Below are 24,154 nucleotides of genomic sequence, written 5' to 3'. Positions count from 1 at the left end.
GATGGATGCGTCCGGCGCGTTCTACATAAAACACGTAGTCATAAAAAAATCCATATTTAGATACGCTTGTAACTCAAACCGCGATTTCGGAGCAGTCGCCGGTAAATTGCCGCGACCGAGGCTGCTGGCCTGTGCCTTCATGCACGATTTTTGCTTCAACTGACAATTTGGTTCGCAATGCGGCAGTATATTCCTGCCGGCAAGGAGGGAACATGGAGATCGGCGGCACGGAATCAGTCATGACCATGCGCACAGGCTATCCGGCTCGGGAGCGCGTAACCGGAAACAAACAGGCAAGTCAGGGGGATACGGTCAGTCTTTCATCGGAGGCCAAGCGCCTGCTTGAGTATTTCCGAAGCAAGCAGGTCAGCGCCATGGACCGGGATGACTCGCAAGGGACGTCCTCCGTCGCGGCAACGGCGCCTGTGGGCAAGGGATCTGATGGCACGACCAGTACGTCGGTCAAGGGCGTCGACGCCGGCGAAAGCTCCGGAGCAGCGAGCAATTCGGGGTCGGGCAGCCAGGTCGAGGATATCGAAAAGCGCATCAAGGCCCTCATGGACAAGGTCAAGCACATCATGGACAGCGACCTGCCTCCCGAACAGAAGCAAAGCGCGGCCGCCCCGTATTTGCAGCAGATCCAGGAGTTGCAGCAACAGCTGCAGCAGCTCATGACGGAGCAGTTGCAGGACGCCTAGCCGCCTGCCCAATAACGGCGTTTCGCCACCGAGGAGGGGATGGCGTCCCTTCTCGGTGACAGGGCGTGACGGATGAAATCGCTGGCCTGTGAGTCCGTACGCATGGTGTTGCAACGGATACATAATTCTATTGGTTTTTCCATAACACGCCTGTTTCTTACAGATTATTATCCGTTTTTGGTATATTCCCGGGCCTCATCAATAATTCCAGAAGAAAAATCGAATCAAACCCTTCTTATGTGGTTGTGTGGCAGGTGCGCAACAAAGTAGCTGTCCTTGTGGAGATCATGTATGTTGGAACTCACGAAAACGCTCCGTACTGACGGTTTGGTGGTCATCAGTGCCGCCATCTCCGCTGATCGCGTCGATGCCGTGGCCAGGGCCATCGTGGACGCGGCAGAGGCCAATGTTCCGGCCGACGAGGTGTTCCCCGAGTCCACTGCGGGCAGGGTGCTGGCCGGGGCCCGAGGTTTGCGCGGGATGACCCAGGCTGCCCTGGCCGCCGTCATCGGTGTGCACAAGTCGCATATCTCCGGAATGGAGCGCGGCGCCCGTCCCATAGGCAAGGGCATGGCCAAAAAACTGGGTGAAGCTCTGGACATGAACTGGAAAGTGTTTCTGGACTGACGAAAGACAGGGGGCCGGATTTCTCTCCGGCGCCCCTTGTGAGCCTGTCGGTAACGCGCCCGGAATCGCTCCCGCCAAATCCTTCAGTTGTCATGAAAGCCTGAGCAATTCCTGCTTCCGCAGCGATCCATTTTATCCGCATCCCCACACAAATCCAAAAACAAGGTGCCTGAAGCCCCGGCCCGTGTCAGGACGCGCGTTGCGTGGACCGGTAGCGGGTCAGGCCCTCGGCGTTGCAGAAGCTGCGGTATGCATCCTGGTCCAGGGGGAAGTCCCAGGAGCCGCTTCTGAGTTCGATCCTGCCGCCGAATCCGGTCTTGAAGCGGTACATGCCGTGAAACGGGTGTGCGGGGTCAAGGCCGGGGGAGACCGCGCCCATCTCATAGGTCAGGCAACCGCGATCGCGGGCCAGGGTCATGGCTGTCCAGTGCATGAGATAGGGAGCCATGAGGCCGCGTTTCTGGTTTGAAGACGCTCCGTAGAGAAAATTGGCCGCCTTGCCCGAGATGCCAATGATGGCCCCGGCCAGATTGTCCTTCCCGTGGCCGGCCAGCAGAAAGACAAGCTCCGAATTGCCCCTTGCGGCCAGTCGGCATTTGAAAAGGGCCGCGAAGTTCTCGAAGCTGCACGGCGCAAACCCGTTGCGTTGCGCGGTTTGGCAGTACAGGGCGTGAAATTCCGGAAGGTTCTCCGCGCTGACCGTGCGTGCCGTTACGCCTTTGCGCTGTGCCAGGCCTATGTTGTAGCGGGTCTTGGCCTTCATGCGCGCAAGGAGCGCATCGTCGTTTCCGTCGAGATCCACCACCAGTGAGCTGGCCACGGTCAGATCCGTGAACGCTTTGCGGATATTCCAGTGCCGGGTGCCCATGTTCATGCGCATCTCCCTGATTCTGGGCTCCGGAAACGCGGTCCATTCCCGCTTTCTCATCTCGTCGGCATAGAGAGACTTCCATGGCAGGTCGTAGCGGATGAAGGCCACCTCAGGCCCCAGTTCCTTGCCCAGAGCCAGGGAGAAATCCTCGAGAAACGGGCCGTAGTTTTCCTCATCGGGAGCGTACTCCGGCCCCTGGGGGACCACGGCGACCTTCTTGTCGCCCAAGGGCTGCAAGAGCACCAGGACATCTCCGCATTTCCTGGATTCCAGGTCGAATGCCAGGGGCTTGAATCCCTGCCGGGATTTGACCTGCGCCCAGTAGGGGGTCTGGAAGAAGATGTCGGTAGGCAGAAGCGCCTCCGGTTTTTTTACGGAAAGATCCAGCATTTCAGGCTCCTGTCGATGTTTTTAGTTGATTTTCGGGCAACAAAAAGGGGGATGCGCCATCGACGCATCCCCCCCCCAAGGCAATTGCTGCAAGGGTATTCAGATTCAGATGCGCTGATGAAACTGCCGGGTTTTGGCAGTGGGGCTGTTTGTGATTCGAAAGGCCATGGTTTCCTCCTCGGCAGGGATTCGGCGTCGGGCAAGCCGTTAGGGGCAAAGCGAAGGGGAGGCTTCCGCGCGGAAGCCTCCCCCAGGGAATGCCGGATTCAAAAGATGGCGATCTACTATACGCATTTTTACATTCATGCAAGTCTGGTTGTTTTGTCTTGGACGTTTTTTATCAAAAATCAGTTTTCAAGAACCTTTCTCAAAGAAATGCGTGTTTTATTGCAAAGTAAAAAAAATGAGATGAATTATTTGTCGGAAAAATTATTTCAACATGAAATTATATGTGCGTCATATTTTTTATTCGAGTGCTTTTTTTTCAAGAAAATGAAATCGATTTGTAAGAATATTCTGTCAAGCTTGACGATTTTCATCTTTCCGGACGAATGTCTTCTTTCGCGCGCTGCCTGTCGCATGAACACGGATTTATCTGTGTTGACTGCATGCGCTACGCGCCAAAAAAAAGAATGAGTGCATAAGGACAATCATGAACAGAAAACCAAGTATCACCATAACCTCTCTTGACGCCGAGCGTCTTGAAATACTTCTCGACTCCCTGCCGAAGGGGGGATTTGCGGGCAAAGCCGATCTTGAGGACGAGCTGGACCGCGCCATCATCGTCGACCCGAAAAATGTGCCGCCCACCGTGGTGACCATGAACTCCACCGTCAAATTCAAGCTCATGCCCGCCGGAGAGGAGTTCTGTCTTACGCTCGTCTATCCCGGTTCCAGCGGTCCCGCCGACGCGCCGGGCTCGACGATTTCGATCCTGGCCCCGGTGGGCAGCGCACTGCTCGGGCTGTCCATCGGCGATGAAATCCAGTGGCCAAGACCCGGCGGAGGAATGCTGCGGGTGCGGATCGAGGAGATTGTCTATCAGCCCGAACGAGCCGGGGAATTCGATCTTTGAGCACCGTGACCGATCGCCAAGGCCCGGTGCGCTTTTGCCGCCGCGATTTGGAAGCGGCCGGGCTTGCTTCCCGGCCGCTTCTGATCCATACGGTACCCATGAAATCCCGCCTTTTGATTCCGCGCCTCAGGTCCCGCCAACGAACGCTGCTGCACATGTATCGCACGGTGGCAGATTTCACCTATGATCTGGAGATCTGGATGGAGGCTGGCGGCCCGCTGCGCTATGTCTCTCCGTCCTGTCTGCGGGTGACGGGCTATCCGGCCGGGGAAGCGCTGCGCGATGCGGATTTTTTCGCGCGGATCATCGACGCCGATGATTTTGTGAAATGGCGACAGGCCATGGATACCGGCCATGCACAGGATATCCCGGCCATGGATTTTCGCATTTGCCGCCGGGATGGAACCCGTATCTGGCTGTCCCAGGAAACGACCCGGGTCTTTGATCCGCGCGGTCGTTTTCAGGGCTGGCGCCTGTCCTTGCGGGACGTGACGGAACGGGTGCAGACCCGCATCTGCCTGGACCAGGCCAGGCAGAACCTTGCGGAGCGGGTCCGCGAGCGCACGGCCGAGCTGGAACTTTCCCGCGAGAGATACCGCGCCCTCTCCGGATACCTGCAGGACCGCATCGAGAAGGAGCGTGCGCACATCTCGCGCGAGATACACGATATTCTGGGGCAGGATCTGACCGCCATGAACATGGGCCTGCATCGCCTCGAACGCTCCTTTCATGACCCGGACGACGGGCGGCTCGCCCAGCTCGCGGAGTTGCGCGCCCTGGTGGCCGGGACCCTTGAAACGGTGCGCCGCATTTCGCGGGAGCTGCGTCCGCCCATGCTCGACGAGTTGGGTTTCGTCGAAGCCGTGGCCTGGCAGATCCGGACCTTCGCGCAGGCCTCCGGGCTTCGCGTTGACCAGCAGCTCGGCCATCTCCCCGACCTGCCAGGCGATCTGGCCACCGCCATGTACCGGGTGCTGCAGGAGTGCCTGACCAATGCCGCGCGGCACTCGGGTTGCAGCCGCCTGCATGTGAGCGTGCAGGCCGGGGATGGCGAGTTCGTGATGCGCGTGGCTGACAATGGCCGGGGCATAACTTCGGACCAGGCCGAGTCGTCCGGGTCGTTGGGGCTGCTGGGGATGCGCGAGCGGGTCCGGCTGGCGGGCGGCAGTCTTGCCATCGCGCGGCTGCCCAAGGGTGGAACGGAAATTTTGGTCAGGGTGCCCCTGACCGGGGAGAGTGGCTCATGCGACTGCTCATAGTGGACGACCATGCGGTGGTGCGGCGCGGCACCATGAACATCATCATCGACCGTTTTCCGGACTGTGAATTCTCGGAAGCCGGCACCCTGCATGAGGCGCGTCTGGTCCTCGGGGACACGCGTTTTGATCTCGTCATTCTGGACATTTCACTGCCCGACGGAAGCGGTCTCGATTTTTTGGAGTTCGCACGAGAGCATGATCCCGGATTGCCCGTGATCATGCTCAGCATGCATCATGAGATCGAATACGCCCAAAGGTGCCTGAGCATGGGCGCGCGCGGATATCTGAGCAAGAATTCCGCCCCCGAAGAGCTCGAAGAGGCCATGACCGCCATCCTGGACGGGGGCATCTACGTCAACCCCTCGCTGCTCGACTCGCGCAGGCCGGCCACGATCATGGACACCCTGTCCCGTCAGGAACGCGACGTGGCGCGCAGGCTCGCACAAGGCGAAACCATGACCGCCATCGCCCAAGCCATGGGCGTCAGCGTCAAGACCGCCAGCACCTATCGCACCCGGGCCATGCGCAAACTTGGCATCGGCACCACCTCCGGGCTCATTCGCTTCATGCTCGAACATGGTCCGGCAGGCATGTGATCATGTCGGAGAAATCCGACAAGGTTGCGTAAGGCCCGCCGGACAGGCTACAAATCAAGGATAATCATGGAAGAGATTGGCACACTGTTTTTACTGGCAGGCTTTCTGGGATTGGTGTTGTCGCTGTTCATGCTGGGCGGAAGGAAGCGCAGCCCGAGCCGATCGCTGCCGGACAATTTTGACTTCATAAACCGCAAAAACTCCGAGAATCGACGATGAGCTTGAGCCTTGAAGATCTTGAACTGCGCGCCTTCGATCCCCCGCATCTGGGAATGCCCGGCTGGGCCTGTCAGGCCGGGCGCTGGGAGGATTGCGGCCGGTTCGTGGAGATCTTCGTGGCCGTGCGCGACGGCAGGATCATTGATGTGGGTTTTCTGACCAACATCCCCGGCGACGGCCTTGTCTGCGCATCGGCCTATTGCGACGAGGTGCTGCAAAAAACCGTGGAGGAAGCCCAGGCTCTGCGGGAGCAGGACATCCTGGCCCTTTTTCCCTCCCCCAAGCGTGAGGATGCCGCCTTGCAGGACATCCTCAGAATCTGCGTCGACGCGGGCGTGAGGTCGATCACGGCCTGTTCGCCCGAGCCGTAGCCAAGGCCACTTCAAAAGTCGCAAGAGCCCCGCAGACATCATTTATCCATCAGGATAATTCTTTATTTTCAGATACTTAAAAATTCATGGATCCCCTTCTTCAAGGGGCTGACGACTTTTGTTTGCGGTGTACCCTGACAGGCTGTTCGTAATGTTTTGGTTCGTTTTGAGCCAAATTCAGACATGGACCGCTCTTGATTCGCGCTCCCCGCCTGCCCGCAAGTCATCCCCGCGCAGGCGGGGATCCACTCCGTCATTCTAGTCCCGCAATGCTGAATCCCGACGCGTTGAAAGCGCGGCCAGGGCCAATAGCGCCGTCTTTGTCGCGCCCTCGATGGCGGTCAGGTAATCGTGATCGAAGGTGTTGTGGCGCCTGTTTGCGATGACCGGACAGATTGCCCCTCCCCAGTGCCCCAGCCCGCCGAGAAAGTGCAGCAGAAAGCTTGCTTCCATTTCCATGTTCTCGACCCGCATTCCGTCCAGACCGGGATCGAATTCGCTGAAAATTCTGTCCAGCTCCGGCGTGCTTGGGCGCAGCCGTGAGATGTCGCGGCCTTGAGGCACGAAAAAACCGCTGTTTGAGACCGTGAGGCCTGTTCTGGCGGCAACTCCAAGTTCCTGTGCGGCTTGTGTCAGCGCTCGGACCACAGCCGGTTCGGCGCGGGAGACGTAGGGGTGGATTTTTCCCCGGAACCGCGAGTCCGGCCTGGCCGCCTTCTCGATCACGTGCGCCAGTTCCTGTTCCAGGCGCGCGCAGGTCTGGTCCGGGCAGGGCGTTTCGTAGAAGAGGCCTGTGTTGTCCATGCCTAACGCGTAGGCGGTGATGATGGATGTGCCGAGCCGCGTCGACGCCTGCAGGCCCCCGGAAGTTCCGACCCGGATGATGTGCAGCCTGGGGAAGAGCGGCTTGGGCGTGCGCGTGGCGAAGTCGATTTCGCAGAGCGCCACCAGCTCGTTGAGCACGATTTCAAGGGAAGGGGTGCCCATGCCCGAAGTCGCAACGGTGGTCCGCAAGGGTGAGATGATCGTGGCCCGGCCCCCTGTGGCGCGGGACGTGCCCGTGGCCGTGACCAGGCCCCGGTGCTCCCGCTCGACCTCCAGGTCGTGCAGGAAGGTCCGGGCGATGAATTCGGCCCGACCAGGGTCGCCGACCAGCAGGATGTCCGGCGCGAGCTGCTCGGGTGTGATCTGAAGATGATAGATGCGACCATCGGCATCGATGGGCAGGTCGGCGGCGGAGCAGGGCGAGGCGGGGAAAAGACCGGGTTTCGTGTTCATGGCCGGCATCTATCCAAGTTTTTTTCGGCTGGCCAGTGTCGCGTCCATTGAAACGGAAGGGCAAGGACACGGCAGGCCATGGGCACGGCAGGTCACGCAGGCGTGAATTATGCGCCAAGCGCCTTCACGGCCATGTTCAAACCCATGATGAGGATCATCAGGAAAAGTATCCGCTGAAAAATAAGATCCCGCATCCGTCCGGAAACGCGCATCCCCGCCCACGCGCCGATGGATACCGAAGGCAGGGCCACCGCGAGGAGCGTCAATGAGTGCGCGCTGTACAGCCCCGCCAAGGCGTGGGCCGCGACGATGAAGAGGCCGCTGACGATGAAGAACGCGCCAAGGGCGGCCTTGATCTGCTGCTGCGTGCCGCCGCGCAGGGACAGATACACGGCCAGGGGCGGGCCGTTGAATCCGAAGGCCGTGCCGAGGCCCGTGGAGAGGAATCCGGCCAGCATGCCCCAAGGCGCGGCCAGCTTCCGCTTGTTCACTTGCGTGCCGCTCAGGCCCCAGATCGAATAGGCCACGAGCAGGGCGCCAAGCCCGAGTTTCAATCCGGATTCCGGGACGTTTTTCAGTATCAGCACGCCGCTGACGGCGCCGGGCAGTCCGCCCAGAAACAGGGCGCGGATGCCGCAGGAGTCAAGGTGTTGCCGGTAATTCCAGGCCATCTGGACGTTGAGCGAAAGGACCACCAGCCCGCAGGTGGAGACGGCCAGCTGCATGTCGAGTCCAGCCGCCACGATGGGCATGGCCACCAGGGCCGCGCCGAAGCCGACGATGCCGTTGACGAAGCCGCCAAGGAGCCAGCCGAACATGGTGGTGAGAAAGGCGTGTGAAAAGTCGATATTCATGTGAGGAGCTCTGCTCGGTTCGGGTGTTAGGGCTTGTGCAGTCTCTCAACCGGGAACGGGAAGGCGCTGTTCCAGGTCGTGCCTCGGGGCTATCTGATATTTTCCAGATATTGCCTTTCATACCGCTGCTCAAGTTCTTCGAGTTCTCCGGTCGCGATCATTTCGCGGATTGCCGCATCGACAACCGGGACCATGTTTCGGTGTTTTGGGATGAGATAGTGATACAGATCCAGTTCTTCCAACGTGCCTACAGCGACGATGTCGTCCATCTTCAGTTTTTTCAGGGCGCCGATTCCTGCCAGGGTGTTGGTCAACGCAATGTCGGCGCGGCCCACTTTGACGAACATCATCATTGCGCAAATATCGTTCAAGATCGCAATGTTCTGCATGCCTTTGGTAATGTCCGCAGTGTGCTGGACTCCGCGAACGATGGCTATTCTGAAATTTTTCAGGTCGTCAATCGATTTGATGACCAATTTTTTTTCACGTGGAGCAAAAGCGGTAGTTTTGAGAGTTCCGTATGGCGTAGGTACTCTGATAAGGGCTGTGTTGATTTCGCCGTAATTATATATGCGCGAGGTCTCTCCATCTGCACGCCCTGTTGTCACTTCCAGGTTCGCTCTCTTTCCTGGAAATGAAATTATATTGATGTCCATCCCTGATTTTTTGTAAATATGTTTCAGAATATTTTCAGCAATGTCCTGTTCCGCGAGTGATTCTATTCGAACAAATGTATAATTTCCCCCGGCAAGTGCAAAATTATGGCATAAAATAAACAAGGCAAGAGAAATTATCATTCTCACACAGAGTCCTTATTTAATAATTTGAAAGCAATAAATTGACTTTATTATTATTTTTTTATGTTTTATTGTGTCGTAATGAGTGAATGTTAATGTTGTAATTCTTATATTTATGCGGTCTGATTTTAATCTTTATACTGAAATATCTTGAAATAGATAATTACGAAGAAGTCGTCATTTCCTTGAATAATGGGGCTTATTCTTTTTTTTGTAGCGTCGTATTGTAATATTTATAAATTATTACACGTGATGTTTGGTTTATTTTCGGATGTAAAAAAGGGAGGCTTCAGGCTTATCCGCCATGGTGCCTCCCTTTTTAGCTTTCTAATTATTGAGAATGTCTGCGGCGTACTGTTTCTGAAGTTTTTCAAGTTCGCCGGAAGCAGTCATTTCCTTGATTACTGCATCGATCTTTTCCACCAGATTCTTATTCTTTTCATGGACATAATGGTAGAGCGGATGAACCTTGAGCGGTTTTTCCACGGGAATCACGTCATTGATCCCTGCATTTTTGAGGATGACCATGCCGTTTTCAAGGCTGGTGAGGGCCACTTCGGCGCGGCCTGCCTGGACGAAAGGCATGAGCAAATCTTCGCTTGGCACCTCGTGCACATTTTCCAGGCCGGCTGTGATGTCCTTGGTGTGGGCTACGCCACGCGTGATGGCAATGGAGAATTTTTTGAGCTCGTCAGGACTTGAAATTGTGATGTTGCTGTCTTTCCTGACAAATGCCTGGGTCGTGAGCGCGGACAGTGGCGTTGGAACGCGAATCAGCGAAGGATATTTTTCGCCGACGCTCCAGATGCGCAGGGCCTCGCCGTCTTTTTCCCCGGAGCTCGCAGCTTCCAGGGCGCGGACCCCGGACATGGCTTCGACTTCGATCTCAATTCCGGCGCGTTTGTAGACTTCCTTGAGAAGGCGTTCGCCGATCTCCTGTTCTGGAAGGTTTTCAATGCGGACAAATGTGTACTCCGGAGCTGCCATGCCTATTGCCGGGATGAGCATGCACGCCGCAAGAAATAATAATGCGATCTTTTTCATTCTTCCTCCATGTTGTTACGTTAACGTGTTGAATGGATAAACTGGATTTATCATCATGCCTGGGATTCCCCTTGGTATGGAGATCTCCTTGGCCTTCAGATTTTGAACTTGCCGACAAGAGAGTTCAGGCTTTTCGCCAGAGCGCTCAATGCTTCGGAATTTTCCTGCACTGTCCCGGCCATGTTGGAGATGTCCCCTGAAGTGCCGCTGACATCGTCAACGCTTCGTGCAATTTGACGAGTAACAGTGTCCGCGTGGGCAACATTTTCGTTCACCTCCTTGACGCCCTGGGACGCTTGCCCAACGTTGTCGGCGATATCGCGGGTCGTCACGGATTGTTCTTCGACAGCCGCTGCAATGGTGGCCACGATCTGGTCGACGTCGCCGACGATCTGGCTGATATGATGTATTTCGCCGACAGTGGTTCCGGTTGCGCTCTGAATGCCCTGGATTTTCTCCCGGATTTCCTCGGTGGCCCGAGCGGTTTGCATGGCCAATTCCTTGATTTCATTTGCCACAACAGCAAAGCCGCGCCCTGCCTCTCCGGCCCGGGCGGCTTCGATGGTTGCGTTCAAGGCCAGGAGATTGGTCTGGGAGGATATGGCCGTGATGGTTTCGGTGACCTTGCTGATCTCCTGCGCGGCGTTGCCGAGTTCGTTGACTCTGGCTGAAGCCTCGGTGGATTTGAGCACCGCATTTCCCGTGATGTCCTTGGCCTTGGCGGTGTTTTGCGAAATTTCATGAATGGTTGAACTCATTTCCTCGGAAGAAGCGGCCACCGTGCCGATATTGACCGCGAACTCTTCCATCGCGGAAGCCACGGAATTCATGTTGCCGCTCATGGAGTTCAATGATGTCGAGGCGCTATTCGATTGTCCGGTCATTGCCTCGGCGGATGTTGAAAGGGTGGAGGAGAGTTGCAGAAGGTTTTGGGCAGACTTTTCAAGGCGCTGGGCGTTGTCCACCACTTCGGCGATAATGGCTCGGATTTTATCGATGAATATGTTGAACCAGTCCGCAAGTTCCTGGATTTCCGTTCCGGATTTGTCTTCAAGGCGCCTGGTCAGATCGCCTTCGCCCTCCGCGATATCCTTGAGCATGGCAATCATTCCCTGCAGTGAGCGCGTGATAGTGCGCCGAACGAAAAACACGATGCCAAGGACCAGTATGGCGTCCACCACGATGACGCGCAGTATCGTGGCCAGCAGTGTCTCGCGAAGCGTCTCGTTCAGGAACCTTTTGCTCATGAACAGTGTGAGTTCGCCCAAGTCGGTCTTTTTGCCGTTTTTCTCGTAAACCAGAGGAATCGTGATTGTTTCATAGTTCCCAGGCTCCACGAGACTCTCAAGAGAGACGGTATTCCAGGCTTCATCCCGCACCACTCCGGTAATGAGCTTGTCCTTGTGCATGATCGTTGCGGCGTAAAGATTCCGATTGGTCATTTCACTTTCCAGGACGCCCTTGGCTCCATCCGCATTCATGTCCCAGAGCGGTGCAATCAGGTTTACAGCCAATCTTCCGGAGATGATTTGCATGTCCTGATCCAGTGATGATGTCAGTTCTGATCGTTCACGGATGTAGTCCATGGCTCCAAGTCCGCTCAAAACAAGAGTAACGATAGCTGCAGTGAAGCCTACCATAAGAATTTGCAAGCTGCGTTTTTTTTTCATCGAACGTTCCTAAAGAGTATTAAAGTTTATGTGTTTCAAGAACATTTTGAACTTATTATAATTGTGTGCTTATAATAAATAATAAATTTTAAGTTATTATTCTTTTAAGTATTTTTCAATTTATTTCAGTGCTTTTTATATTCTATATGGTTGGTTCTGGTCTAAGTCATTTCGCCTGTAAAAAGTCGTAGTGAAGTACAGCGCCACGCTCATGGCACTTTAAGGAAGGTTCGGATGGTCTCAAAAGGATTGTGGTTGCGCCGGCAGTTCGCTCTTTGAGCCCCTGGGAAGCGCCGTGGCGTCATTCCCAGGGGGCTTCAGGAAGGGGCTAGCTGCGGTGAAGGCCCAGGATGCGGCTTGCGTTTTCGTACATGACCTTGCGGCGTACTTCGTCGCTCAGGGGGAAGGATGCGTAGGCGTCAAGCGCGTCTTCGAGTTCGATGAACGGGTGGGCGCTGGCGAAGACGACCTTGTCCTGGATGATGGTGCTCATGGCCTGCACGAAAACGTCGGCCATGGGCGCGCGCTCGTATTCCGAGAAATCCATGTAGACGTTGGCGTTGCGCAGGCAGGCGTAGACGCTTTCGTTGACGTACGGATAGCCGCCATGGCTCATGATAATGGTCAGTTCGGGGAAATCGCGGGCGACCTGGTCCACGTGACGGGGATCGGCGTAGTCCATGATGGCGCCGGGAACCTGCGGCGGAGGGGCCATGGTCACGAATACGGGCAGGTTCAGTTCCGCGCACTTGGTGTACAGCGGATAGTACCGGGCCTCGCAGGCCGGGATGTGGGCCAGGTAGGGGTCGATGGCGATGCCCTTCATGCCGAGCTCTTCGACGGCCCTGACAATTTCGTGCACGGCGGCCATTTTCTTGTGTGGATCGATGCCCCAGAAACCGATGAATTTTTCGGGATAGGCCTTGCAGAACTCCAGCACGCTCCCGTTGTTGGCCGGGGAGCCGTAGGTGGTTTCGCAGTCGCGGCCGGTGATGACCGCGCGCTCGACACCGCGCCGGTCAAGATCGGCCACGATCTCGTCCAGGGGCTGGGCCTGGCGGGCGTCGAACCCGATGGCCTTGCAGGCTGCCTTGAACATGGCGCTGTTTTTAATGCCGTTGATTATTTCAGGAGTGTTGGGGCGGAAACGGAAATCAATGATTTTCATGGACAAAGTCTCCTTATCCGGGCCTGACGGGTGCGTCAGCCGGGTTTGAAAAGTGCCGCCGGAATGTCCGGCGGCATTTGTTGCGGGTGCGTTATTTCGAGATGAAGAAGAGCGGCACTTCGGGGATGTAGGTCACCACGAGGAGCACAAGGATCATGAGCGCCAGCATGGGCATGACGGCTCGCGACAGGTACTCCAGCTTGGCCTTGGAGATGCCGCTGGCCACGAAGAGGTTCACGCCCACGGGCGGGGTGATGAAGCCGATGGCCAGGTTGACGACGATGATGACGCCGAAGTGCAGGGGCGAGACGCCCACGCCCGTGACCACGGGCAGCAGGATCGGCGTGAGGATGACGATGGCGGCCAGGGCCTCCATGAAGGTGCCGACGATGAGCAGCAGCACGTTGATGAGCAGCAGCACGACGATCTTGCTTTCGGTGAAGCTGAGGATGGCTCGGGCGATGGTGCCGGGCACGTCCTCCAGGGTCATGATGTTGCCGAAGAGCGTGGCCATGGCCATGAGCACGATGATGGTCGCCGATGTTTCGCAGGCTTCGACGCAGCAGTTCACCAGTCTGCGGACGTTGATTTCCCTGTAGACGAAGACTCCGACGATGAGTCCGTAGAATGCGGCTACTGCGGCGGCTTCGGTGGGGGTCATGATGCCGCCGTAGATGCCGCCCAGGACGATGACCGGAACCATGAGCGCCCACTTGGCGTCCCAGACGGCGGCCCAGAGGGAGGCCATGGTTCTTTTGCGCGCTTCTCCGCGCCAGTTGCGGGCCCTGGCGTAGAAGTAGGAATACCCCATGAGTACCAGGCCCGTCAGTATGCCGGGCACGATGCCTGCGATGAAGAGGTCGCCGATGGAGACCTGGGCGGAGATGCCGTAGACGACAAAGGGGTTGCTCGGGGGGATGAGCACGCCGATGGCTCCCGACGCCGCGACGATGGCGCCGGCAAAGAACTTGTCGTAACCGCGTTCGACCATGGCCGGGATGGTCAGCGCGCCGATGGCGGCGACGGTGGCTGGGCCGGAGCCGCTGATGGCTCCGAAAAACATGCAGGTGGCGACGGTGACCAGGGCCATGCCGCCGTAGAGTCCTCCGAGCATTTCGTCGGCCAGGGCGAGCAGCCGTTGCGACAAGCCGCCCGCACCCATGAATACGCCAGCGGCGATGAAGAACGGGATGGCCATGATGGGAAAACTGTCGATGGAAGCAAAGGCCGTCTGGGCCAGGTATTCGATGGGCAGGGTATCGGCGCAGATGACCGTGGCCAGGGTGGACAGGCCCAGTGAGATGGCAATGGGAACCCCTATGCAGCAAAGGACTGCAAAGTAGCCGAACAGGGCCGGCAGGGGCTCGATGTATTCGGCCAGCACGGCGGGAGCGATGACGGCGGCGGCGGAAACCAGGGCGAGGAAAGTGTCCAGGGGACCACATATCTTCACCTGTGCGGCCAGGTTCTGCAACAGGCGCAGGGCCATGAGCCCGAAGCCCAGCGGCAGGATCATGTAGGGAATGATGTAAGGAATTCTCAGCGCGGTGGTAACCTGCGGGAATTCCCTGAGTCGTTCGATCTGAGTCCAGCCGAACCAGCAGATGGTCAGGGTGAGGATCAGGAAGAAGACCTCTACGACGATCCAGCTCGCATTCTGCAACCGAGCCGGGAGCCGATCATAGATGATGTCGATGCGGATGGAGCTGCGTTTTCTGATGGCGACGGCCAGGGCAAGGTAGGTGATCCAGATGAAGACAAACCTGGACAGTTCCTCGGTCCATACCGCAGCGCCCGCAGAGCTGGCAAAGTGGACGATAATGTATCTGTATGTCGTCTGGAACGTGATGAAAAGTATGATCGCCAGCAGGCCGGTTACGAGAAAGATCTTTTCGAAATTCTCGTCGATCCAGTTCCAGATGTTTCTGGTTTCGGGGGCGGAGTCCACTACGCTCAACGGAAGTGTGCCGCAGTTGATATTCTGTTCCATGTCATCTCCCTATGCCTTGCCGCAGCGGGCTGCACCGATCGGCCAGTCTTGGGCTAGGCGGTGAACAGGCATGCTTCTTTCCTTTTGAAAAATTCAGGAACCGCCTGCCGCCGGAGAGTGAGAGTTGTCCGGCGGCAGGTGAACGGTTCAATTACTTCTGGGTGTCCATGATCAACTGCAGCAGGTTTGCGGGCACCTGCTTGGCGAACTCGTCGCGCACGGGGGCGGTCAGTTCTTTCAGCTTGGCACGTTCCTCGTCGCTCAGGATGGTCACTTCGATGCCCTTTTCCTTGAAGGCGTCCCAGGCTTTCTTTTCGAGCTCGTCGGTGATGCCGCGCTGCCATACGAGGGCTTCGTGGGCGGCTTCGCGGATGATCTTCTGCTGTTCCGGCGTCATGCTGTCGTACTTTTTCTTGTTCATGAGCAGGATATGCATGCTGTAGTTGTGGTTGGAGTCCATGGCGTACTTCAGCACTTCGGTGTGCTTGGCGTCATTGAGCAGGGAGAAGGTGTTGCCTTCCGCGTCAACGGTGCCCTGCTGCAAGGCAGTGTAGACTTCGCCCCAGGCCACGGGAGCGGGGTTCATGCCCAGTGCCTTGGCCACCTCGACCTCGACAGGGGAGTCAGTGGTGCGGACCTTGAGACCGGCGAGGTCGGCCACGGTTCTCAGGGGCTTTTTCGTGCTGACGAAGTTGCGGTAGCCGTACTGGCTGTACATTATGGTGGTCAGGCCGATTTCGTTGGAAATTCTTTCCAGTTCCTGGCCGAGCTCGCCTTCATCGAGCGCCTTGTAGAGGTTCTGCTGATATTTGGGAGAGGTGATGTAGGGCAGGTCCAGAGCCATGTAGGCCTTGCCGAAGCTGGCCATGTTCGGGGACGAGCAGGAGGACATGTCCAGAGTGCCGGCCTGGGCCGCTTCCGTGGTCACGCGGTCGCTGCCGAGCTGGGCGCTGCCGAAGATCTGAATCTTTATCTTCTTGTCGCTCTTGGCTTCTACCAGTTCCTTGAACTTCTCGAGACCCAGGGTGACATTGTTGCCAGGGGCCATGGGATGGCCAATGCGCAAGGTAAGGGGTTTGCCGGCATGGGCCGTGTCGATGGGGCCGGTCAAAGCTACTGCGGCCATGAGGCCCAACGCGGCTAAAACGATCTTCTTCATGTATTCCTCCGAAAGTGTTGAGTTTTGACCAGCACTGCCTGGCAATGTTTCCGGCTGTCGCCCTCTGGTCACGGGTATTGGACACCCAAAAGCAGAATGCATGCCAAGAAAAAAGCCGTTAAATAAAAGTGCGACACATTAAAATCATTTAAATTCAAGTGTTTGGGTTTGTGCAGTGCATAAATGCGGCAGGGCTGGGGAGGTGTTGTTGCAAATTTGCAACTACTGGGAAGGGTTCTTGTCAGATGCGCTGCTTTTGAGAATTAAATCACAAAGCGGTGTCATTCGTAAGCTCTTCAAGTTGGCTTCGGGTTTTTGCGACCGTTTTGGTAGTAAATTTTGAGCATCTCGTCGCAAATTTGCAACCCTTTTTTTACCTCAAAAGAAGTTTTTCCATGCATTGTTGCAAATTTGCGACAGGTGCGTTTCGTTATTTTTTTCTCAAAAGACCGGGAAGGCGCCATAATCCCGGAAAGTGTGTCTTTTCATCTAGTTATGAGGTTTGGCACAAAGAATGCTCAGGAGCAGACAGTTCAATAATCCCGAAGCATATCTGTGAAAAGAAGAATTGAGTACGATGCTAAGAATAGTCTGATGACTACTTTTCGGGATTTAAGTTCTCATAAGATTCAATCAATAAACTTAGATCAGGAGTAAGAACATGACTCGCTTTACTTGTGGATGCATGTCGCCTCAGGAAGAACGCCTTTATAATCAGATTGAAGGTAAGGAAGATAAATTCAGAAAGACCCACAGTCGTGTCTTCAAGCTCCTGGAAAAATTTGACGGACAGAAACCCCGCATCGATATTGAGCGTGCCTTGTATTTCACGCAGTCGATGCAAGAGACTGAAGGACAGCCTCTTGTTCTGCGCTGGGCAAAGGCTCTGAAGCATATCGCCGAAAACATGACTGTTTACGTTCAGGAAGATCAGCTTCTGCTGGGCCGCGCCGGTTTCGACGGCCGCTACGGCATTCTCTATCCTGAACTCGATGGTGACTTTCTGGATATCGCAGTGCGCGACCTGCCCACTCGTAAGCAGTCTCCCGCGACCATCACTCCCGAGGACGCAAAGATTGTCGTCGAGCAGATCGCTCCCTTCTGGAAGGGCAAGACCTTCCACGAGAAGCTCAACGCCGCCCTGCCCGAGGAAGTTCACAAGCTGACCTACGACGATCCGGAAGGGCTCATGTCCCGCTTCATCGTCAACGAGACCGCCTCGTTCCGTTCCTCCATCCAGTGGGTGCATGACTTCGAGAAGATTCTGAAGCGCGGCTTCAACGACATCAAGCGCGAAGCCGAAGAGAAGCTGGACGCCCTCGATCCGCTCAGCCCCAAGGACAACTGCGAGAAGAGGCCTTTCCTCGAAGCCATCGTCATCGTCTGCGATGCCATCGTGCATTGGGCCAAGCGCCATGCCGTGCTGGCCCGTGAAGTGGCGGAGAAGGAAACCAACCCGGCCCGCAAGGCGGAGCTGATCCGCATGGCCGAAAATGCCGAGCGTGTTCCCGGCGAGCCCGCCCGTGATTTCTGGGAAGCCTGCCAGAGCCAGTGGTTCACGCAGATGTTCTCCCGCATCGAGCAGAAGACCGGCACGACCATCTCCAACGGTCGCATGGACCAGTATTTTTACCCCTACTACGCCCAGGATGTCGAGGCGGGCAAGCTGACCGAAGAGCAGGCCATGGAGCTTCTGGAGTGCATGTGGGTCGGCATGGCCGAATTCATCGACATGTACATCTCTCCCACGGGCGGCGCCTTCAACGAAGGCTACGCGCACTGGGAAGCGGTGACCGTGGGCGGCCAGACCCCGGACGGACGTGACGCCACCAACGACCTGACGCACCTGATTCTGAAGTCCAAGCGCGAATTCCCGCTGCATTACCCTGACCTTGCAGCCCGCATCCACAGCCGCTCCCCCGAGAGCTACCTGTGGGACGTGGCCGAGACCATCAAGGACGGCTCGGGCTTCCCCAAGCTGATCAACGACGAGGAGATCGTGCCGCTGTACGTTTCCAAGGGCGCGACCTTCGCCGAGGCCTATGACTACGCAGTATCCGGCTGCACCGAGGCGCGTATGCCCAACCGCGACACCTACACATCGGGCGGCGCGTACATCAACTTCGCCGCCGCCGTGGAAATGGTGCTGCGCAACGGCCGCATGAAGAAATACGGCGATGCCGAGCTCGGCCTGAAGACCGGCGATCCGACCACGTTCGCCACCTGGGAGGAGTTCTGGAACGCATACGTGCAGCAGCACCTGCTTTTCCTGCGCGCCGCCTTCGTGCAGCAGTACAAGATCAACAAGATCCGCGCGACCTGCTTCGCCCAGCCCATGGGCTCGGCCATGCACGACCTGTGCATGAAGCATTGCATCGACCTGCATCAGGAGCAGATCCCCGAGGGCATCAACCTCGGCTACTTCGAATACATGGGACTCGGCACTGTCGTGGACTCCCTCGCGGCCATCAAGAAGCTGGTCTTCGAGGACAAGAAGCTGACCATGCAGCAGATCATCGACGCCATCGACGCCAACTTCGAAGGGCACGAGGATATCGAGGCCCTGCTGCGCAGCGCTCCCTGCTACGGCAACAACGATCCCTATGCCGACAGCATCGGTCGTGAAATCGACAGGATTTCCGTTGAATACGGCGGCAAGTACAGCAAGGATCTGGGCATGCACAACGACGTGCGCTACGTGCCCTTCACCTCCCACGTGCCCTTCGGCAAGGTCGTCAGCGCGACTCCCAACGGACGCAAGCAGTACACTCCGCTGTCCGACGGCTCCTCTGCCTCCCACGGCGCGGATGTGAACGGGCCCACCGCCATCCTGCTCTCGAACTACAACACCAAGAACTACGGCATGCGCGACCGCGCGGCCCGTATGCTCAACATCAAGTTCACTCCCAAGTGCATCGAGGGCGAGCAGGGCACGGAAAAGCTCGTATCCTTCATCCGCACCTTCTGCGACCTGAAGATATGGCACGTGCAGTTCAACGTCATCAACCGCGACACCCTCATCGCGGCCAAGAAGGACCCGCAGAAGTACCGCAACCTGATCGTGCGCATCGCAGGTTACAGCGCCTACTTCGTGGATCTCTCCCCCGACCTTCAGGACGACCTCATCGCCCGTACGGAGCATGGAGACATCTAAAAAAACAGGGGGCTTCGGCCCCCTGACCTTTTTCCGCCCCAGGAATTGGCGCCGGGACCGCCCGCCGGTCCTCCCCATCGCGTAAACCATCGAGGAGTCTCATGAGCGCGCTAGAAGACAAAAAGAAGAAAGGTCTGGTGTTCAACATCCAGAAATATTCCGTGCACGACGGCCCCGGGATTCGGACCATCGTGTTTCTGAAGGGGTGTCCCCTGTCCTGCAACTGGTGCAGCAATCCCGAGTCGCAAAAAAGCGAACCCGAGTTGGCCTTCAATGCCGGTCGTTGCCTCACGTTCTCCAAATGCACGCGCTGTCTGCAGGCCTGCCTGCGCGGAGCGATCATACGGGAGGCCGACGACACGCTGCGCATAGACCGCACGCTTTGTGACGGATGTCCGAAAAATTGCGCCGAAGCGTGTCCGTCGCAGGGGCTTATCGTCTACGGGCAGGAGCGGAGCGTCGATGACGTGCTGAGGGTTGTCGAGCAGGATGCGGCGTTCTACACCAGATCCAGCGGCGGATTGACCTTGTCCGGAGGGGAGCCGCTCATGCAGGGCGAGTTTGCCCTGGCTTTGCTGCGCGATGCGCGTCGTCGCAGGATCAAGACGGCGGTGGAGACGTGCGGCATGGTTCCATGGAAGACGCTGGAGGCCGCGTCCGAATATCTGAATTACGTCTTGTATGATATCAAGCATATGGACAGCGGGATTCATGAAGCGCAGACCGGATGTTCCAACGAGTGGATTCTCGACAATTTCAGGAAGCTCGCCCTGCTTGACCCGAACAAGACGATTCTGGCCCGCACTCCGGTGATTCCCGGATTCAATGATTCGGAGGAAGCAATCCTCGCCATTGCGCGGTTCCTGGAGCCATTCCCGAATGTGCGCTATGAAATGCTTCCCTATCATCGTCTTGGGACACAGAAATATCATTTTCTCGATCGTGTTCCGCCCATGGATGAAGTCACTCTGGATAAATCCGTCATGCCGAGACTGATTGATGCTGCCAGGAGCGTTCTTGGAGACAGGGTTGAGGTGACTAAGTAATATTGATGAAATATTTATGATTTGAATTTATGCATCATTCATTTCGTCATAAATTGATATTTATGTTGGTATTTTGATGTCATATTCTTATTTTACATAGCATTGTATGAAAAGGCAGCTCGTCAGGGTTGCCTTTTTTTTTAAGCCGTGAGAGATTTTTTGCATGCCAAACCGTTCCATGGATTTTCTTTCAAAGAACTTTGAATACATACTTGATGCTCTTCCCGATGGAGTGTTCATCTCGGACGTTTCGGGCGTGACCCTGCGTGTCAACCGCATGTACGAGCAGCTCACCGGGCTCAAGCAGGAGCAGGTGCAGGGCAAGCAGGTGCGCGCCCTTGTCGAGAATGGAGTCTTCGACAAGATCCTGAATCCTGAAATAGTTCGCACCGGCAAGCCCGCCACCCATGTGCAGCAGTTGCAGAACGGGAAGAAGCTGGTCCTGTCGGGATTTCCCGTATTCGATGATTCCGGGGCCCTGCGTCTGGTGGTCACCTTCGTGCGCGATATCACCATGATCACGCGCCTCAACGATCAGATGGAGGAACAGCGCCATCTGATCGAACAGTTTCATGAGCAGATGGCCTATATCGCCCAGGAGCGCAGCAAGACGCTGACCCCGATTTTTGAGAGCGAGGTGATGCAGGGCGTGGTGAACATGCTTCAGACCGTCGCCCCCACCGATGCCTCCGTGCTGTTGCTCGGCGAGACCGGCGTGGGCAAGGATGTCTTCGCGCGCCTCACGCACGCCCACAGTTCGCGCAAGGACAAGATCTTTCTCAAGGTGGACTGTGGCGGCATCTCCGAAACCCTGACCGAGTCCGAGATGTTCGGTTACATGCCGGGCGCCTTCACCGGCGCGTCGAGCAAGGGCAAGGCCGGCTATTTCGAGCTGGCCGACGGAGGCACGGTTTTTCTGGACGAGATAGGCGAGCTGCCGCTGTCCATGCAGACCCGGCTGTTGCGAGTCTTGCAGGACGGAGAGATCATGCGCGTCGGCGGGAGCCGTCCGAGCAAGGTGGACGTCCGGATCATCGCCGCCACCAACAAGAATCTGGCCGAGTGCGTGGAGACGGGGACCTTTCGCCGCGATCTTTTCTACCGCCTGAATGTGGCCACGGTCACCATCCCCGCGCTGCGCGAGCGGCCCGACGACGTGCGGCCCCTGGTCGAGCATTTTCTGCGCTATTATGCCTCCAAATACGGCAAGAGCATGGCCGTCATGGAGGTCGCCATGGGCATCCTGTCACGCTACCAATGGCCCGGAAACGTGCGGGAACTGCAGAACATGATCCATGGCCTGGTCATAACCCACAAGGGAACCCTCGTGTCCCCGCGCGACCTTCCCGCCTCCGTCTCCGAGGGCCTGGCGCGCGAGCGGTGCTACACCGACGACATCCTGACCGGCGGGCGCTCGCTGAAGAACATCATGGCCGACATCGAGCGGGATTTTCTGCAGCAGGCCCTTGAAGTTCACGGTTCGGTGCAGAAAGTCGCCGATCTTTTCCAGGTCGATCGCAGCACTATTTTCAGGAAGGTCCAGAAAAAGTGACGCCGGGGCGCTTGCCCCGGCATCCGGACGCAGACATTGTCTGACATGGCGCACGCCGTTGGCAGGCTTGTTGCCTTGTCCGTGTTATTCGGATGATGCCGCGTAAGGTCGGCGCGGAGTGCGCTTCTGCCTAGAAATGCCTTTCGATAAGCTTCTCCAGTTCATCGGCGGTTCCCTTTCGGGGATTGTTGCCCATCAGTCGCCGCGTCGCGGCCGCGCGTTCCGCGATGCCCCGAATATCCTCACGCTTCACCCCATGGGCTTCAAGGCCAGGCTTGACGCCAAGATCAAAGAGCAGCCTCTTGAAACCGTCGGCGGCGCTTTGTGCGCGCTCGTCCAGATTTTTTCCAGCGGCATCGCAGCCGAGTGTTTCGGCGATCCGGGCGTATTTCTCGGGGCTGGCCAGGCAGTTGAAGGCGATGCCCATGGGGGCCAACGCGCCGACGAGAACGCCGTGGGGGATGTGATGCGTCGCCGGGACGGCCATGGCGATGGCGTGGATGACTCCGTTCTGCGTGTTGGAAAAGCCCATCCCGGCCAGGGCCGAAGCGTAGAGCATGCTTTCCCTGGCTTCGATGTTGCCGCCGTTTGAGTAGGCTTCCCGGATGCTGGCCGCGATCATGCCCATGGCCTGCACGTTGTGGCAGTCCGTGAACGGGCTGGCGCTGAGATTGACGTAGGACTCCATGGCGTGGACGAGGGCGTCGAGGCCGGTGGAGGCTGTAATGCGTGGCGGCATGGAGACGGTCAGCTCCGGATCGAGCACCACCGCCCTGGCGAAGAGATGGTCGCTGACGATGGCTTTTTTCGAATTCGACGCGACATCCGCCACGACGCTGATGGAGGTCATTTCGCTCCCGGTCCCGGCCGTGGTGGGAACGAGGAAGGTTGGCAGACACGGCGCGGGGATCAGATCGACCCCGAAGTATTTTTCAAGGGGCCCTCCGTTTATGGCCAGCAAAGAGGCTGCCTTGGCGGTGTCGAGGACGCTTCCCCCTCCCAGTCCGATGACGGCGTCCGCGCCGAACTTTCTGAGACTGGCCGCGCACTCTTCAACCAGCGACGGGGTCGGTTCGCTGGAGACCCCAGAAAATATTTCTACCGGGATGTCGTGTCGTGCCAGGGATTCGACGAGCGGTTTGTGGCAGTCGTTTCGGATGCTGCTCCCGCCCGCTATGATGAAAACGCGTGACGCTCCTTGGCGCATGACCTCATCGCCGATTCTTGCCGAGGAACCTCTGCCGTGAATGATTTTGCCGACCGTTTGAAATGTGTGAATCATGCTTGCTCCAGAATGTTTTTTATCGATTCAGGACAAAGCAAGATTCAGGCCTGCCGCAGGGGATTTGAGATTTTTCAGGAATTGAGCCGCGTAAAAAAACGACGCGCCAATGATCCGGTGCAACGGATCATTGGCGCGGGGGTATGCTCATCCTGAAATTCAGGGTCTTTTAAACCCGAATTTCTTCAGGATGCCCTGGCCTTCCTCCGACTTCACGAAGTCAATGAATGCCTGGCCCATTTCCTTTTCCCCGGACGTTCCAAGCAGGGCGACGGGGTAGGTGATGGGCTTGTGGCCGGCGACCTCGGCCGTAACCTTGACCTTGTCGGCGCGCAGGGCTGCGTCCGTGGCGTAGACGAATCCGGCCTGGACCTCTCCTCGGGCCACGTAGTCGAGGGCCTGGCGCACGCTCTCGGCCAGGACAAATTTGGGGGTCAGCGCCTCATACAGGCCCGCATGTTCCAGAGCGCCCTTGGCATAACGCCCGGCCGGAACGGAATCGGGGTTGCCGATGGCCACGAGTTTGACCTCTTTTCCCTTGAGTTCGGCCGCGTCGTTCAGGGGCAGGCCACCTTCGGCGGGCACGATCAGGACCAGGGCGTTGCCCGCGAAATTGACGCGGGTGGCCGGGTCGATGAGCTTTTCGGCCCTGTCCATTGTCGCCTGGTCGGCCGAGGCGAAGACATCCACTGGCGCGCCCTGCTGCATCTGCTTGAGCAGCGCCCCGGAAGAGGCGAAATTCAGGACCAGGGAGGTTCCCGGATGAGCCTTTTCGAAGGGTTCCTTCATTTCCGTGAAGGCGTTGGTCAGGCTGGCGGCCGCCGAGACCAGCAGATCCCCTGCCATGGCGGGAGTGGACATGAGGACAATGCAAAGCGACAAAATTGTATGCAACGATTTAAAATTCATGGGGCTCTCCTTTTTTTGATTGCATTTTTACTGGCCTGAAGATCCCCTGTTTGGCAATATGGTCACGCAAGCATGATAAAGCGTGACTGTATTGATCAGGGCGCTGCGTTTCGTGCATCGCTCGATGTGTAATATTTTGTGATTT

General features: G+C 57.2%; 22 protein-coding genes. 11 read left to right on the top strand and 11 right to left on the bottom strand.

Annotated elements, in window-relative coordinates; genetic code table 11:
• The first annotated feature begins 212 nt into the window (after nucleotides 1–212).
• Both H4684_RS12680 and H4684_RS12675 read left to right on the top strand, forming a co-directional pair.
• Entirely contained in the window at nucleotides 213–698 is a 486-nt protein-coding gene (locus tag H4684_RS12680) for a FlxA-like family protein (protein ID WP_092191298.1), read from the top strand.
• 291 nt (nucleotides 699–989) lie between these two features.
• Complete coding sequence (locus H4684_RS12675) at nucleotides 990–1,325, top strand: helix-turn-helix domain-containing protein (RefSeq protein WP_092191300.1); 336 nt, start codon at nucleotides 990–992, stop codon at nucleotides 1,323–1,325.
• A gap of 187 nt (nucleotides 1,326–1,512) precedes the next feature.
• On the opposite strand, the gene H4684_RS12670 is transcribed toward H4684_RS12675, so the two are convergent.
• Nucleotides 1,513–2,586, bottom strand: a complete 1,074-nt coding sequence (locus tag H4684_RS12670; RefSeq protein WP_192624013.1) for a lipid II:glycine glycyltransferase FemX — start codon at nucleotides 2,584–2,586, stop codon at nucleotides 1,513–1,515.
• A 15-nt stretch (nucleotides 2,587–2,601) separates the two neighbouring features.
• On the opposite strand from H4684_RS12670, the gene H4684_RS12665 reads away from it, so the two are divergent.
• The 6 genes from H4684_RS12665 (at nucleotide 2,602) to H4684_RS12640 (ending at nucleotide 6,106) form a co-directional block, all read left to right on the top strand.
• On the top strand, nucleotides 2,602–3,222 hold the full coding sequence (locus H4684_RS12665; protein ID WP_192624012.1) for a hypothetical protein: 621 nt from the start codon (nucleotides 2,602–2,604) through the stop codon (nucleotides 3,220–3,222).
• A 16-nt stretch (nucleotides 3,223–3,238) separates the two neighbouring features.
• Nucleotides 3,239–3,661: a nucleoside diphosphate kinase regulator gene (gene rnk / locus H4684_RS12660; RefSeq protein WP_092191306.1), complete on the top strand. Its 423-nt coding sequence runs from the start codon at nucleotides 3,239–3,241 to the stop codon at nucleotides 3,659–3,661.
• A 5-nt stretch (nucleotides 3,662–3,666) separates the two neighbouring features.
• The gene (locus H4684_RS12655; protein WP_143077861.1) at nucleotides 3,667–4,920 is read left to right on the top strand and encodes a PAS domain-containing sensor histidine kinase; all 1,254 of its coding nucleotides are present in this window, start codon (nucleotides 3,667–3,669) and stop codon (nucleotides 4,918–4,920) included.
• Nucleotides 4,905–5,516, top strand: coding sequence for a response regulator transcription factor (locus H4684_RS12650; protein ID WP_192624011.1), 612 nt, complete (start codon nucleotides 4,905–4,907; stop codon nucleotides 5,514–5,516). The genes H4684_RS12655 and H4684_RS12650 overlap by 16 nt, the downstream gene beginning before the upstream one ends.
• A 66-nt stretch (nucleotides 5,517–5,582) precedes the next feature.
• A complete protein-coding gene (locus H4684_RS12645; RefSeq protein ID WP_153304608.1) occupies nucleotides 5,583–5,735 on the top strand; it encodes a hypothetical protein in 153 nt (50 codons plus the stop codon).
• Complete coding sequence (locus H4684_RS12640) at nucleotides 5,732–6,106, top strand: iron-sulfur cluster assembly scaffold protein (protein WP_092191313.1); 375 nt, start codon at nucleotides 5,732–5,734, stop codon at nucleotides 6,104–6,106. Before H4684_RS12645 ends, H4684_RS12640 begins: the two co-directional genes overlap by 4 nt.
• 258 nt (nucleotides 6,107–6,364) lie before the next feature.
• Here the strand turns inward: H4684_RS12640 and H4684_RS12635 are convergent, their stop codons facing one another.
• The 8 genes from H4684_RS12635 to H4684_RS12600 form a co-directional block, all read right to left on the bottom strand.
• Nucleotides 6,365–7,384 (bottom strand): nucleoside phosphorylase, encoded by a 1,020-nt coding sequence (locus H4684_RS12635; RefSeq protein WP_192624010.1) that lies wholly within the window; start codon nucleotides 7,382–7,384, stop codon nucleotides 6,365–6,367.
• 107 nt (nucleotides 7,385–7,491) lie between these two features.
• Nucleotides 7,492–8,238, bottom strand: coding sequence for a sulfite exporter TauE/SafE family protein (locus H4684_RS12630; protein WP_225940413.1), 747 nt, complete (start codon nucleotides 8,236–8,238; stop codon nucleotides 7,492–7,494).
• Nucleotides 8,239–8,327: 89 nt separating this feature from the next.
• Nucleotides 8,328–9,041: a substrate-binding periplasmic protein gene (locus H4684_RS12625; RefSeq protein ID WP_192624009.1), complete on the bottom strand. Its 714-nt coding sequence runs from the start codon at nucleotides 9,039–9,041 to the stop codon at nucleotides 8,328–8,330.
• Nucleotides 9,042–9,362: 321 nt separating this feature from the next.
• On the bottom strand, nucleotides 9,363–10,079 hold the full coding sequence (locus H4684_RS12620) for a substrate-binding periplasmic protein (RefSeq protein WP_192624008.1): 717 nt from the start codon (nucleotides 10,077–10,079) through the stop codon (nucleotides 9,363–9,365).
• A 95-nt stretch (nucleotides 10,080–10,174) separates the two neighbouring features.
• Nucleotides 10,175–11,749, bottom strand: coding sequence for a methyl-accepting chemotaxis protein (locus H4684_RS12615; RefSeq protein WP_192624007.1), 1,575 nt, complete (start codon nucleotides 11,747–11,749; stop codon nucleotides 10,175–10,177).
• Nucleotides 11,750–12,077: 328 nt separating this feature from the next.
• Nucleotides 12,078–12,917, bottom strand: coding sequence for an amidohydrolase family protein (locus H4684_RS12610; protein WP_192624006.1), 840 nt, complete (start codon nucleotides 12,915–12,917; stop codon nucleotides 12,078–12,080).
• Between the two features lie 91 nt (nucleotides 12,918–13,008).
• Nucleotides 13,009–14,907: a TRAP transporter large permease gene (locus tag H4684_RS12605; protein WP_192624005.1), complete on the bottom strand. Its 1,899-nt coding sequence runs from the start codon at nucleotides 14,905–14,907 to the stop codon at nucleotides 13,009–13,011.
• 151 nt (nucleotides 14,908–15,058) lie between these two features.
• Nucleotides 15,059–16,066: a TRAP transporter substrate-binding protein gene (locus H4684_RS12600; protein ID WP_192624004.1), complete on the bottom strand. Its 1,008-nt coding sequence runs from the start codon at nucleotides 16,064–16,066 to the stop codon at nucleotides 15,059–15,061.
• A 661-nt stretch (nucleotides 16,067–16,727) separates the two neighbouring features.
• Here H4684_RS12600 and hpsG point away from each other — a divergent pair.
• The 3 genes from hpsG to H4684_RS12585 all read left to right on the top strand — a co-directional run bounded on the left by hpsG (nucleotide 16,728) and on the right by H4684_RS12585 (nucleotide 21,818).
• Complete coding sequence (gene hpsG / locus H4684_RS12595) at nucleotides 16,728–19,220, top strand: (2S)-3-sulfopropanediol dehydratase (protein WP_092191323.1); 2,493 nt, start codon at nucleotides 16,728–16,730, stop codon at nucleotides 19,218–19,220.
• Between the two features lie 101 nt (nucleotides 19,221–19,321).
• Complete coding sequence (gene hpsH, locus H4684_RS12590; protein ID WP_192624003.1) at nucleotides 19,322–20,266, top strand: (2S)-3-sulfopropanediol dehydratase activating enzyme; 945 nt, start codon at nucleotides 19,322–19,324, stop codon at nucleotides 20,264–20,266.
• A 163-nt stretch (nucleotides 20,267–20,429) separates the two neighbouring features.
• Complete coding sequence (locus H4684_RS12585; RefSeq protein ID WP_192624002.1) at nucleotides 20,430–21,818, top strand: sigma-54 interaction domain-containing protein; 1,389 nt, start codon at nucleotides 20,430–20,432, stop codon at nucleotides 21,816–21,818.
• Nucleotides 21,819–21,948: 130 nt separating this feature from the next.
• Here the strand turns inward: H4684_RS12585 and H4684_RS12580 are convergent, their stop codons facing one another.
• Nucleotides 21,949–23,100 (bottom strand): iron-containing alcohol dehydrogenase, encoded by a 1,152-nt coding sequence (locus H4684_RS12580; protein ID WP_192624001.1) that lies wholly within the window; start codon nucleotides 23,098–23,100, stop codon nucleotides 21,949–21,951.
• A gap of 159 nt (nucleotides 23,101–23,259) precedes the next feature.
• On the bottom strand, nucleotides 23,260–24,009 hold the full coding sequence (gene modA, locus H4684_RS12575; protein ID WP_192624000.1) for a molybdate ABC transporter substrate-binding protein: 750 nt from the start codon (nucleotides 24,007–24,009) through the stop codon (nucleotides 23,260–23,262).
• Between the last annotated feature and the right edge of the window lie 145 nt (nucleotides 24,010–24,154).

The organism is Desulfomicrobium macestii (assembly GCF_014873765.1).
Classification (GTDB): domain Bacteria; phylum Desulfobacterota; class Desulfovibrionia; order Desulfovibrionales; family Desulfomicrobiaceae; genus Desulfomicrobium; species Desulfomicrobium macestii.
The sequence above is the reverse complement of the archived record's forward strand: the minus strand, read 5'-3'. Positions and strand labels throughout refer to the sequence as shown.